Annotated in this window: 10 protein-coding genes; 7 read left to right on the top strand and 3 right to left on the bottom strand. The window is 44.4% G+C overall.

Translation table 11 applies throughout. From position 1 onward, the window contains the following. Nucleotides 1-52: 52 nt before the first annotated feature. Entirely contained in the window at nucleotides 53-3,910 is a 3,858-nt protein-coding gene (locus tag QUE24_RS10065; RefSeq protein ID WP_286303703.1) for a DUF3683 domain-containing protein, read from the bottom strand. A 129-nt stretch (nucleotides 3,911-4,039) separates the two neighbouring features. On the opposite strand from QUE24_RS10065, the gene QUE24_RS10060 reads away from it, so the two are divergent. The 4 genes from QUE24_RS10060 to QUE24_RS10045 all read left to right on the top strand — a co-directional run bounded on the left by QUE24_RS10060 (nucleotide 4,040) and on the right by QUE24_RS10045 (nucleotide 6,364). Beyond that, nucleotides 4,040-4,837 carry an undecaprenyl-diphosphate phosphatase gene (locus tag QUE24_RS10060; protein WP_286303702.1) on the top strand — a complete coding sequence of 266 codons (798 nt, stop codon included), beginning with the start codon at nucleotides 4,040-4,042 and terminating at the stop codon, nucleotides 4,835-4,837. Between the two features lie 85 nt (nucleotides 4,838-4,922). After that, nucleotides 4,923-5,351, top strand: a complete 429-nt coding sequence (gene rplM, locus QUE24_RS10055) for a 50S ribosomal protein L13 (protein WP_286303701.1) — start codon at nucleotides 4,923-4,925, stop codon at nucleotides 5,349-5,351. A 12-nt stretch (nucleotides 5,352-5,363) separates the two neighbouring features. Beyond that, the gene (gene rpsI / locus QUE24_RS10050) at nucleotides 5,364-5,753 is read left to right on the top strand and encodes a 30S ribosomal protein S9 (RefSeq protein ID WP_007146943.1); all 390 of its coding nucleotides are present in this window, start codon (nucleotides 5,364-5,366) and stop codon (nucleotides 5,751-5,753) included. A 128-nt stretch (nucleotides 5,754-5,881) separates the two neighbouring features. Continuing rightward, nucleotides 5,882-6,364, top strand: coding sequence for an acyloxyacyl hydrolase (locus tag QUE24_RS10045; protein WP_286303700.1), 483 nt, complete (start codon nucleotides 5,882-5,884; stop codon nucleotides 6,362-6,364). Here the strand turns inward: QUE24_RS10045 and lpxL are convergent, their stop codons facing one another. Further along, on the bottom strand, nucleotides 6,365-7,282 hold the full coding sequence (gene lpxL / locus QUE24_RS10040; protein ID WP_286303699.1) for an LpxL/LpxP family Kdo(2)-lipid IV(A) lauroyl/palmitoleoyl acyltransferase: 918 nt from the start codon (nucleotides 7,280-7,282) through the stop codon (nucleotides 6,365-6,367). A 76-nt stretch (nucleotides 7,283-7,358) separates the two neighbouring features. Between lpxL and waaA the strand changes: the two genes are divergently transcribed. Together waaA and tadA are read left to right on the top strand one after the other, a co-directional pair. After that, the gene (waaA, locus tag QUE24_RS10035) at nucleotides 7,359-8,627 is read left to right on the top strand and encodes a lipid IV(A) 3-deoxy-D-manno-octulosonic acid transferase (protein ID WP_286303698.1); all 1,269 of its coding nucleotides are present in this window, start codon (nucleotides 7,359-7,361) and stop codon (nucleotides 8,625-8,627) included. Beyond that, nucleotides 8,620-9,072, top strand: coding sequence for a tRNA adenosine(34) deaminase TadA (tadA, locus tag QUE24_RS10030; protein ID WP_286303697.1), 453 nt, complete (start codon nucleotides 8,620-8,622; stop codon nucleotides 9,070-9,072). Before waaA ends, tadA begins: the two co-directional genes overlap by 8 nt. Here tadA and trhP read toward each other — a convergent pair. Beyond that, nucleotides 9,069-10,415 (bottom strand): prephenate-dependent tRNA uridine(34) hydroxylase TrhP, encoded by a 1,347-nt coding sequence (gene trhP / locus QUE24_RS10025; protein ID WP_286303696.1) that lies wholly within the window; start codon nucleotides 10,413-10,415, stop codon nucleotides 9,069-9,071. The genes tadA and trhP overlap by 4 nt on opposite strands. A 158-nt stretch (nucleotides 10,416-10,573) precedes the next feature. Between trhP and mltF the strand changes: the two genes are divergently transcribed. Next, on the top strand, nucleotides 10,574-11,974 hold the full coding sequence (gene mltF, locus QUE24_RS10020) for a membrane-bound lytic murein transglycosylase MltF (RefSeq protein WP_286303695.1): 1,401 nt from the start codon (nucleotides 10,574-10,576) through the stop codon (nucleotides 11,972-11,974). Nucleotides 11,975-12,068: the final 94 nt, after the last annotated feature.

The raw sequence follows: 12,068 nt of genomic DNA, 5'->3' as shown, positions 1-12,068 counted from the left end.
AAAAACAAAAAAGGGAGCAATTGCTCCCTTTTTTTGGTTATGTCATCACACATTAAAGTAAGACGCGTTCGATACCACCTTGTTTCACACTGTCGATAAAGTCTTTATGCCAGTTATCCCCTTTCAGGTGCTTGGCAATTTCCACGACGATGTAGTCAGTATCAATCCCAGTATCTTCACTATAACGGCTCAGACCTTGTTGACAGGCAGGACATGAGGTCAGCATTTTTACATTGCCATTTTTCGCTTTATCCTGACCAGTCAGATCCTGAATCCCTTTAGTGATTTCCTCTTCTTTACGGAAACGCACCTGAGTCGCAATATCTGGACGCGCCACAGCAAACGAGCCGGCTTCACCACAGCAACGGTCATTCAATGCCACATCTTGTCCCATCAATGTGCTCGCTACCGAAGTCGGCTGATAGGTTTTCATTGGTGTATGACAAGGATCATGGTACATATACTGTACTCCTTCCACACCTTCCAGTTTCACACCTTTTTCCATCAGGTATTCGTGAATATCCAACAGACGACAGCCAGGGAAGATCGCTTCAAACTGATACTTCAGCAATTGATCCATACAGGTACCACAAGACACAATAACCGTCTTAATATCCATATAATTCAGTGTATTAGCCAGACGATGGAATAATACCTGGTTTGATGTCGAAATCGATGTCGCTTTTTCCTGATCACCCGTTGATGCTTGTGGGTAACCACAGCATAGATAGCCTGGTGGAAGTACTGTTTCAGTGCCCACTTCGTAGAGCATAGCTAAAGTAGCCAAGCCTACCTGACTGAACAAGCGCTCAGAACCACAACCAGGGAAATAGAACACCGCATCTGATTCATCATTGACCTTTTTCGGGTCACGGAGAATCGGGATCATCTTCTCATCTTCGACCCCCAACATCGCACGTGTTGTTTGCGTTGGTAAGCCAGTTGGCATCGGTTTTTTCATGAAATGAACGACTTGCTCACGAATCGGCGTTTTACCCGTCGTCGGCATGGGTCGTTTTTTCTTACTTCCCAATAAGCCCAGCGTTTTGGCAACACCATGTGCCATTTTCTGAGCCTGATACCCCCATTCGATCATGGTTTTACGCATGATTTTCACGGTGAGTGGATCAGTCGCATTCAGATACGCCATTGACGTCCAGGTACCAATATTGGGTCGACGTTTGCCTTGTTTCTTCAGCACTTCGCGTAACTTAATACTGACATCACCAAAGTCGATATTGACCGGACAAGGGTTCAGACAACGATGACACACCGTACAGTGGTCCGCCACATCATTCATTTCTTCAAAGTGACGTACAGAGATACCACGACGTGTTTGTTCTTCGTACAGGAAGGCTTCAATAATCAAACCAGTACCAAGAATCTTATTTCGTGGTGAATACAGCAAGTTGGCTCGAGGCACGTGTGTTGTACACTCAGGTTTACATTTACCGCATCTCAGACAATCTTTAATATCATTGTTGATGTCACCCAGATCACTGGCTTCAAGAATCAAAGCTTCCTGTTCTAACAAACGCAATGACGGTGTGTAGGCATTATCCAGACCAGAGCCTGCCAATAATTTACCCGCATTGAAATGACCGTTCGGGTCGACTTTCTGTTTATAACCAGCAAATGCATCGATCGTGGCTTTATCCAGATACTGCATTTTGGTCAGTCCTATACCGTGCTCACCAGAAATAACACCACCCAGTCGTGATGCCAGCTCCATGACTTCATCCACAATACCTTCAGCATCATGCATCATTTCATAGTCATTGGAGTTAACCGGAATATTTGTGTGAACATTACCATCACCAGCATGCATATGCGTGGCGACAAATAAACGGCCTGAACGGTTTTCTTTGTGAATACTATCCAGTTTATTCCTTAATACACTCAGCGCTTGTCCCTGGAATAACTCTTTTAAGGGTTTTTCCATTTCCTCGCGATATGAAATGCGTAAATCACGACGTTGCAGTACATCAAATAAGGTATCGCCATCAACGATATTTGCTTTTGCTGTATCCGATAGTAAGTCAGCCAGCTCAACAGCAGGTGTATCCAGACTATCTAATATTTTCTGCCAGCGAGCCATGACCACATCAACATGTTTACATGCGGCTTCATTCTTGGAATTCACGATGGCATCGTTTTCAGCGCTATCACCCAAATCTTTATTGCCACAGTCTTTCAGTTCTTTTGGATTAGAACTCAAATACGTTTTCACGGCTTTTGCTGTTTTCAGCTTATTGCGTGTGGACTGAACAATATTGATACGTTCAATACCGTCGTTGTATTCAGCCAAGCGGTCCAGAGGAATAACCACATCTTCGTTAATTTTGAAGGCGTTAGTATGACGCGCAATCGCTGCAGTCCGTGAACGGTCAGCCCAAAAACGCTTGCGAGCTTCAGGACTGGCAGCCACAAAACCTTCACCATCACGGGCATTAGCCAGTCGAACCACTTCAGAGCATGCTTCTGCTACCGCATCTTCATCATCACCAACCACATCAATCAGCAAGACCATCTTCGGTGCGACAGAGCGTGGGGCTTTAGTTGAATAGTCAACCGCTTTGACATAGCGCTCATCAAGATGCTCCATCCCTGCCAGCAGCACGTTTTTGTTATTGTCGAGATAGTCTTTCGTCTCCACAATTGCTGGCACAGCTTTACTCAGATCGTTACCAAAAAACTCCAGACAAACGGTACGGATATAATCCGGCATGCGGTGCAGAACAAAAACCGAAGACGTGATTAAGCCATCACAGCCTTCTTTTTGTATGCCCGGCAAACCACCAAGGAATTTATTGGTGACATCTTTCCCTAAGCCAATTTTTCGTAACTCTTTGGCTGGAATTTTCATCACCTCGGGTTCGCCAATAACCGTTTTACCGTCCGGTTGAAAACGCGTTACTTTGAACTCAGCGAACTCGATATCATGAATTTTGCTCAGATTATGATTAAGCCGTTCGACTTCCATCCAGGTAGCATCCGGCGTCACCATTCTCCATGAGAGCAGATTGTCGAGCGCCGTGCCCCACATAACCGCTTTTTTACCGCCTGCATTCATCGCGACATTACCACCGATAGTCGAGGCATCTTGCGAGGTGGGATCAACAGCAAACACTAATCCATTACGATCGGCTAAATCAGATACGCGGCGTGTGACCACGCCCGCTTCAGCGCGGACGGTTGGTACTTTTTCTTCACGACCAGGAATATGGCGGTAAACAACATCACCTAATCCTTCCAGTTTTTCGGTGTTGACGACAACACTCTCTGCCGTTAATGGAATAGCACCACCGGTATAACCAGTACCGCCACCACGCGGAATGACTGTCAGACCTAGGTCGATACAGGCAGCAATAATTTTTGCCATCTCTTCTTCTGAATCGGGCGTGACTACCGCAAGTGGATATTCAACACGCCAGTCGGTCGCATCAGTGACGTGGGAAACACGTGCCAGACCGTCAAACTGGATATTGTGTTTTTTTGTCGTTTTCGATAAACGACGCATCACCATTTTTCTACGCTCAGCAGTGCTTAATAAGTTACGTTCGAAGCGTTCTACAGCTTGTCGAGCACTTTTCTCCAGCTGTAAAGCCAATTCATTGTTATTTTCTTCAGCGCGATTGCGAATTTGGTCCAATCGATGATGCAAAGCATGACGAAGTGAGCCCCAGCGTTTTTGGTTTTCAACTAAATCATCCTGAATAAATGGGTTACGTTGAATGACCCACATATCACCTAATACTTCAAACAGCATTTTTGCTGAGCGGCCAGTTTTGCGCTGCTCACTTAGCTGCTGCAAAACCTCCCACATTGGTTCCCCTAGGAAACGAATGACGATTTCACGATCAGAAAATGAGGTATAGTTGTACGGAATCTCGCGAATTCGGTTAGACATGTTGACTGATAAGCCTCTTTCTAAATAAGAGTGATTTTAAGAGCGGCAATTTTAACACGGGCGCGACTATAATATGACCCACATAAAATAAGCCTTTTCTAAATTACGCTTTTGGACGACAGTTTCTCTATGGATTTGCTACATATTATTGCCTTGGCCTTATTACAAGGTCTGACTGAGTTCTTGCCCATCTCCAGCTCAGCTCACCTTATTTTATTACCCATTATTGCTAACTGGCAGGATCAAGGACTTGCTTTTGATGTGGCCGTTCATGTCGGCACATTGTTGGCTGTCATGATTTATTTTCGCCAGACCATAAAAACATTGATCGCTGACTGGTTTCAATCCCTTGCGCAAAAACAAACCGTAGGGGACAGCAAATTAGCTTGGGCAGTATTGTTTGGCACCATTCCTGTTGGCTTGGCAGGCTTACTTTTAGGTGATTTGGTTGAAACCAGCTTACGTAGTCCTCTTGTCATAGCCACTACGACTGTTGTGTTTGGTTTACTGTTAGGTTGGGCGGATTGGCGAGGAAAGCGTATTCGAAGTGAAAATAAACTCAATTGGTTTGATGTTTTATTTATAGGTATTGCTCAAGCGATTGCACTTATTCCAGGTACTTCACGCTCTGGAATTACAATTACAGCAGGCTTGATGCTTGGTTTAACGCGTGAAGCTGCCGCACGTTTCTCCTTTTTATTGTCTATCCCCGTTATCGTTCTAGCGGGTGGATTGAAAATTATTGAACTAATAGAGTCACAACTTGTGATAGACTGGTTTTCTTTATGTGCTGGCGCATTATTTTCTGCCGTTAGCGCCTATCTGTGTATTTTCTTATTTCTTAAAATGCTTGATCGTATAGGGATGTGGCCATTCGTCATATATCGTTTGGTGCTTGGCGCAATATTGTTTTGGTTGTTTACTTAAATAAGGTTGACAGCTTTTTCCTTAATGCGTAATATTCTCCCTCTTTATTTAGCCCGCCTGCGTAATTATCAGGAGCAACTCGCGGATGAAAACCATAAGTGCAAAACCAGCAGAAGTTCGTCGTGACTGGTTCGTTATTGATGCTGACGGCAAAACATTAGGCCGTATGGCTACTGAAATCGCACGTCGTTTACGTGGAAAGCATAAAGCTATCTACACACCACATGTCGACACTGGCGATTACATTGTTGTTATCAACGCTGAAAAACTGCGTGTATCTGGTAACAAAATGAAAGATAAAATTTATTATCACCACACAGGTCATATCGGTGGTATCAAGTCTATCTCGCTGGAGAAACAACTCGATAAAGCACCTGAGCGTGTTATCCAGACGGCTGTCAAAGGTATGCTTCCTAAAAACCCGCTGGGTCGCGCAATGTTCGGCAAACTGAAAGTTTACGCTGGCGCAGAACACCCTCACACAGCTCAACAGCCTAAAGTGCTGGAAATCTAATCGGATATTGTCATGGCAGATTCATACTACGCTACAGGTCGCCGCAAAAGCTCAACAGCTCGAGTTTTCCTGAAACCAGGCAGCGGCAACATTTCAATTAATACTCGCACACTTGAAGATTATTTCGGTCGTGAAACTTCTCGCATGGTGGTTCGTCAGCCGTTAGAGCTAGTCGACATGCTTGAAAAATTTGACCTTAAAATCACCGTTCGTGGCGGTGGTAACAATGGTCAAGCTGGCGCGATTCGTCACGGCATCAGTCGTGCATTGGTCGAATACGACAACGAATTAAAAGCAGAGTTACGTAAAGCTGGCTTCATCACTCGTGATGCTCGTGCCGTTGAACGTAAGAAAATTGGTCTTCACAAAGCACGTAAACGTCCACAGTTCTCAAAACGTTAATTGTTGGCTGCTTTGCAGGATCAAAAAAAGGTCACTTCGGTGGCCTTTTTTTATGTCTGAAGTTATTGCCTGCGAAATAAGCAGCATGATATAAAACGTTTTTATTTTATATGTCATGGAACCTGACAATGAGTAGAAATCTTCGTTATGCTTCAATTGCTCTCGCCTTTCTTTTCCCCTCCATTGCTCTTGCAGAACAAGAATCTCAAATCGCATTATCTCTAGGTGCCTTTGAGGTATTCGACGATAATACCGCTGCTGAAGTCGGTGTAGAGTATCGTTTTGCACCGCAGTCATCCATTTTTGGTTTAATTCCTACTCTTGGGGCAACATTAACTTCTGATGGTGGTTATTGGGGCTACGCTGGTGTGAGATATGACATTTATCTTAATGCCAACTGGATACTCACTCCTAACTTCGCTATTGCTGCTTACGAGCAAGGTGGCGGCGTTGATTTAGGATACGATATGGAGTTTAGAACAGGCGCCGAATTAGCGTATCAATTCAATGATAAAAGCCGACTTGGTCTAGGCTTGTATCATTTATCTAATGGCAATATTGGTGAAAATAATCCGGGTGCAGAATCATTGATTTTGAGTTACAGTTTCTGATTATCGAACTTTCTTATATAAACGCCCTTTCCCATCAGGTTGTGTTTTAAAGCGGCGATGAAGCCAGAAATATTGCTCTGGCATGAGTCGAATCTGGGACTCAAGCCAATCATTGATACGTTGAGCATCGGCAACATCATCACCTGATGGATAGTCCCGCCACGCGGGGAATATTTGAATATGGTAACTACCATCTTCGTTGCGTTTAGGTACAAAAGGGACAACCTGTGCACTGGTCATTTTGACCATACGTGCTGTCGCCGGAACAGTCGCCGCGGTCACGCCAAAGAACTTGGCGAAAATACTATTTCTCGGGCCAAAATCTTGATCGGGTGCATACCACACGACCTTATTTTTTCGTAATGCACGTAACATCGCCCTGACATCATCTCGCATCACAATACCCTCACTATGATAAATCCGCGAACGCATCATGACAGCATTAAAGAGTGGATTTTTTAGGTGTCTGAACATTACATAGGCAGGGGTTTGTAGCATAATTAATCGCCCACCTATTTCCATACTGGTGAAGTGTCCGGTTAGTAAAATAACACCTTTGCCTTTTTGTTTTGCCGCTTCCAAATGTTCCAGCCCATCGTAAGTCACGCGTGGGAAGAGTTGTTTGTCTGATGCCCACCAGCTTACTGCTGTTTCGATCATCATCATCCCCGTATTATTCAGGATGCTTTTGACCAGGGTTTCTCTTTCTTCCTGACTCATTTCAGGAAAGCAGAGTTCTAAATTTCTTCGCACCACTTTTGCTCTGGAACGCATAAAGGGTTGCATCATCTGCCCAAGCAACAAGCCTAAACGGTACTGTAATTTAGCCGGCAAATAGACTGATAAGCGCATGAGTAACAGTCCAAGCCAGCTCGGCCAATAGCGAGGGTGTAAAAATTGTTTCTGGAAAATATTCATTCAGGCTATGTTGCTTTCACAAAGTAGCGCCTATGCTATCATTCCTGCTTACTTTTCGCTGCTTTATGAGTCTGATTTGAGAGTTTTTTATAATATCGTCTTTACTTTGGCTGTGCCTCTGATCCTGCTGCGGTTGATATGGCGAGGAACAAAAGCCAGTGCCTATTTCAAACGTTGGAATGAACGGTTCGCTATCAGCCTGCCCAAGCTTGAGAAAAGTAAATCGCTTATCTGGGTTCATGCTGTTTCCATGGGAGAGGTAGAAGCTTGCCGACCTTTAGTGGCCGCTATTCAATCGTCATTCCCAGGCCATCAGATACTCATCACCACAATGACACCAACGGGAAGTGCTCGAGTAAAAGATCTTTACGCTGATGATGTGCTGCACTGCTATCTGCCGTATGATCTGCCGATACTCATGCGGCGTTTTATCGATGCGATTCAGCCTGCATTTGCTGTCATTATGGAAACAGAACTTTGGCCTAATCTTATCTATCATTGTCATAAAAAAAGCATTCCCTTAGTGCTGGCCAACGCTCGAATGTCAGAGCGTTCTTTAAAAGGCTATCAACGCATTCCTAACTTAACACGCGACATTCTGCAAAGCTTTACCTTGATAGCCGCTCAAGCTCAGCAAGATAAAGAGCGTTTTATAGCGCTTGGTGCCAACAGAGAAAAAGTGCATGCTGTCGGAAACCTTAAATTCGAAGTGAATTTATCGGCAAGTATTGTCGAACAGGCTGAGGCGATTCGTTCAATGTGGGGAAACCGCCCGGTTTTTATTGCCGCCAGTACACATGAAGGCGAAGATGAGATTATTCTGAATGCCTCTCGCCAGATTCGTGCACAGGTACCCGATCTCTTGCTGATTATTGTCCCTCGTCACCCTGAGCGCTTTGACAAAGTGGCAGCGCTTTGCCAACGCTCTGGCTTTAAAATTCTCAGACGAAGTGAAAATGGCTTATGCCGAAGTGATATTCAAATTCTTGTGATTGATAGCATGGGTGAGCTACCTATATTCTATGCCTGTTCTGATGTTGCTTTTGTGGGTGGGAGTTTGGTACCTACTGGTGGACATAATATCCTTGAACCAGCCGCATTAGCTCGTCCCGTTATTGTTGGTCCGCATGTATTTAATTTCGCTGAAATTACACAACAGTTTATTGATGCCTATGCAGTGATTCAGGTAGATAACGCTGAAAGCCTAGCGACAACAGTCACTGATTTATTAAAAAACCCACCCAAACGCACCTCTATGGGTGAAGCCGGACAACAACTGATTAAGCAAAGCCAGGGCGCAAGCCAGCGCTTACTTAACTTAATCAAATACAATATCCATGTCTGATAAAGACCATTATTGGATGCAAAGAGCCTTGGAGCTTGCCCGTAATGCAGAAGCAAATGGCGAAGTCCCTGTTGGGGCTGTCATTGTTTTAGATGATCGTATTATTGGTGAAGGTTGGAACCAACCTATAGCCGGTCAGGATGCAACAGCACATGCAGAAATAATGGCATTAAGGCAGGCATGCCAAACAATGCAAAACTACCGCCTACCGGGAGCAGATATTTATATCACACTCGAGCCTTGCCTCATGTGTGCTGGCGCATTGATACATGCCCGTATCGCTCGCTGTATTTATGCCACACCAGAGCCTAAAACAGGGGCCGCAGGGAGTTGTATCGATACCTTTTCTCTGCCTAATATCAACCACCGAGTGGAATGTAAAACCGGTATTTTACAAGAAGAAAGCAGCCAACTGATTAAACAGTTTTTTAAAGCCAGGCGTTAAAGATAGCGAGCCAGCAGTGCTTTCTCCGGTGCGTGTCCATGATATGGAATATAGACTTTGTGGCCGCTACCTGGCGCTAGTTGAATATCATGAAGCTCCTTATCGAATAACTTATCCAACACTAAGGTTTTGTTTCCTTCGGGCATTACCAATTCTAACTTATCTCCTATGGCAAACCGGTTTTTTACATCAATCTCCAGACACTGCTTATCTTCATCATAAGCTAATACTTCGCCTACATATTGATGTTGTTTATTACTGGAGTAGCCGTGTAAATAATTTTGCTGTTCTTGTGTGGGATGCCGCTGATAGAAACCATCGGTATAACCACGGTTGGACAGGTTATCAAGCTGACCGATAAGTGCTGGATTAAAGCGTCGTCCTGCCAGAGCATCATCTATCGCCTGACGATATATCTGTGCTGTGCGGGCGACATAATAAACTGACTTCGTTCGCCCTTCTATTTTTAATGAATCTACACCGATATTGACCAGTCTTTCAATATGCTGAATAGCACGGAGATCTTTGGAGTTCATGATATAAGTGCCATGCTCATCTTCAAAAATCGGCATGAGTTCGCCAGGGCGGTTGGCTTCCTCTATTAAATACACATCATCCGCCAAAGGATGCCTTTCTTGCTGACCGCAGTCAGAGAAACTATGCTGATTCATGGCATCAAAAGCTTTAAATTCGATTTTTTGTGGCGAATCATCATTATTATCGCTGGCGTGTGTTTTATAATCCCAACGACAAGCATTGGTGCAGGTACCTTGGTTCGGATCGCGATGGTTGAAGTAACCAGACAATAAACAACGCCCTGAATACGCAATACACAATGCACCGTGGACAAACACTTCCAGTTCCATGTCTGGACAAAGCTGGCGTATTTCCTCAATTTCATCCAACGATAATTCACGAGACAAGATAACTCTGGACAAGCCCATAGACTGCCAGAATTTTACTGCCTGGTAATTGACTGTATTGGCTTGTACAGATAAGTGAACCGGCATTTCCGGCCAACGCTCACGCACCATCATAATTAACCCCGGATCCGCCATGATAAGCGCATCAGGCTTCATCTCAATCACCGGTTCCATGTCGGCCATATAGGTCTTAATTTTTGCATTATGTGGCATCAGATTGCTTGCCACAAAAAACTGCTTACCCAAGGCATGTGCTTCTTCAATACCTTGCTGCAAGACGGGTAATTTATGGAAATCATTATTACGCACTCGTAAACTATAGCGCGGTTGACCGGCATAAACGGCATCAGCACCATATGCATAGGCATAACGCATATGTTGCAAGCTTCCTGCTGGTAATAATAATTCCGGCGCATTCATCGCATGATTTCCCATATAAAAAAAGTGGGTAATTATAATCTAAATCTACAAAAAACCAATAAAAACAGTAGTCTCATCACAAATACAGCTCACCCATGGATGCATTCAATTCAATATAAGGTAATAATCATCGCCAGGTAATACATTAAGGAAGCTCTTTGAGAATATTGATCATTTCTCTACTAGCAACCGTTCTATTAACGGCATGTCGAGAAACACCACCACAACTCGAGCAAATAAAAGAGCGTGGCGAGTTGCGTGTACTGAGTCGCTATAGTCTCACCAGCTATTATGTTAAGGGCAATGAAGCTCTGGCAGGATTTGAATATGAGCTGGCTGAGCGATTTGCCGATCGCCTCGGTGTCAAACTCAAGATTATCGTGCCGGATAACCTTGGCACGATGCTGCATATGATTGAACAAGGTCGAGCAGATATCGCGGCGGCCGGTTTAACCGTTACAGAGCAGCGTAAAGAGTTATTACGTTTTGGTCCCGTTTATCATGAAGTCACACAGCAGCTTGTTTATAAACACGGCAGCAAAAAACCAAAAGACATCACTGACATCATCACTGGCACACTTGAAGTGGTCGCAGATAGCAGTCATGTCGAACAATTACATGAATTACAGCAAGAAATACCCGAACTCAGCTGGCGTGAAAATCAAGAGTTAGATAGTCGAGGTTTACTTGAACTGGTTCAGCTAGAACTGATTGATTACACGATTGTTGACTCAAATGAGATGTCTGCCAACCAGTCTTTGTTCCCTGAGTTACGTGTAGCCTTTGATATATCTGAACCGCAACCGCTTGCATGGGCCATGTCGCCAACAAATGACGAGTCACTCTATCTCGAAGTCGTGGACTTCTTTCATGATATGGAAGCATCAGGCGAGCTCGATAAACTGATTGAGAAATACTATGGGCACATCCGTCGCTTTGATTATGTCGACACTCGTGCCATCCATCGTCGTATCCAGACGCATTTACCACTCTATAAAGACCTATTCCAAGCAGCAGCGGATGAGTATGGCTTCGACTGGCACTTACTGGCTGCGATGGCTTATCAAGAATCCCATTGGAACCCTGAAGCCGTATCCAGCACAGGTGTGAGGGGATTGATGATGCTTACCCGCGCCACAGCCAAGCAGATGGGCGTCACTGACCGGGAAGATCCTGAGCAAAGTATTTTTGCAGGTGCGGCTTACCTAGCCTCATTGTATAGTCGACTGCCTAAACGTATTAAAGATCCTGACCGCACCTGGTTTGCGTTGGCTGCATACAACACCGGGCTCGGTCATCTTGAAGATGCACGAGTCATCACCCAGACTCGTGGCAAAAATCCTGATTCCTGGACAGATGTTAGAGAAAACCTGCCCTTACTTTCTAAGAAAAAATGGTACTCAAAGACTCGACATGGTTATGCACGTGGCAATGAACCCGTGAGGTATGTACAAAATACTCGACGCTATTTAAATATTATTTTGCATCATGAAGATATCATCACACCAATAGAACAATCTATTCCGGCTGTTGATGAAAAGTTACCCGCTGCATTGTAAAAAATGCCGACTGAGCGGCAGTGACCGAAAAGAGATCATCATCACTCTGCTATATCTGATAGGAAGGCATGAATGGAAATAAAAAACTCCAGTG

Source organism: Methylophaga marina (assembly GCF_030296755.1).
Classification (GTDB): Bacteria; Pseudomonadota; Gammaproteobacteria; order Nitrosococcales; family Methylophagaceae; genus Methylophaga; species Methylophaga marina.
The sequence above is the reverse complement of the archived record's forward strand: the minus strand, read 5'-3'. Positions and strand labels throughout refer to the sequence as shown.

What these genes read in the sequence shown, in the direction of transcription:
- rpsI (WP_007146943.1), top strand. Translation starts at nt 5,364, where the DNA reads ATGGCAGATTCATACTACGCTACAGGTCGCCGCAAAAGCTCAACAGCT.
- lpxL (WP_286303699.1), bottom strand. Translation starts at nt 7,282, where the DNA reads ATGAATATTTTCCAGAAACAATTTTTACACCCTCGCTATTGGCCGAGC.
- trhP (WP_286303696.1), bottom strand. Translation starts at nt 10,415, where the DNA reads ATGAATGCGCCGGAATTATTATTACCAGCAGGAAGCTTGCAACATATG.
- tadA (WP_286303697.1), top strand. Translation starts at nt 8,620, where the DNA reads ATGTCTGATAAAGACCATTATTGGATGCAAAGAGCCTTGGAGCTTGCC.
- QUE24_RS10060 (WP_286303702.1), top strand. Translation starts at nt 4,040, where the DNA reads ATGGATTTGCTACATATTATTGCCTTGGCCTTATTACAAGGTCTGACT.
- rplM (WP_286303701.1), top strand. Translation starts at nt 4,923, where the DNA reads ATGAAAACCATAAGTGCAAAACCAGCAGAAGTTCGTCGTGACTGGTTC.
- QUE24_RS10045 (WP_286303700.1), top strand. Translation starts at nt 5,882, where the DNA reads ATGAGTAGAAATCTTCGTTATGCTTCAATTGCTCTCGCCTTTCTTTTC.
- QUE24_RS10065 (WP_286303703.1), bottom strand. Translation starts at nt 3,910, where the DNA reads ATGTCTAACCGAATTCGCGAGATTCCGTACAACTATACCTCATTTTCT.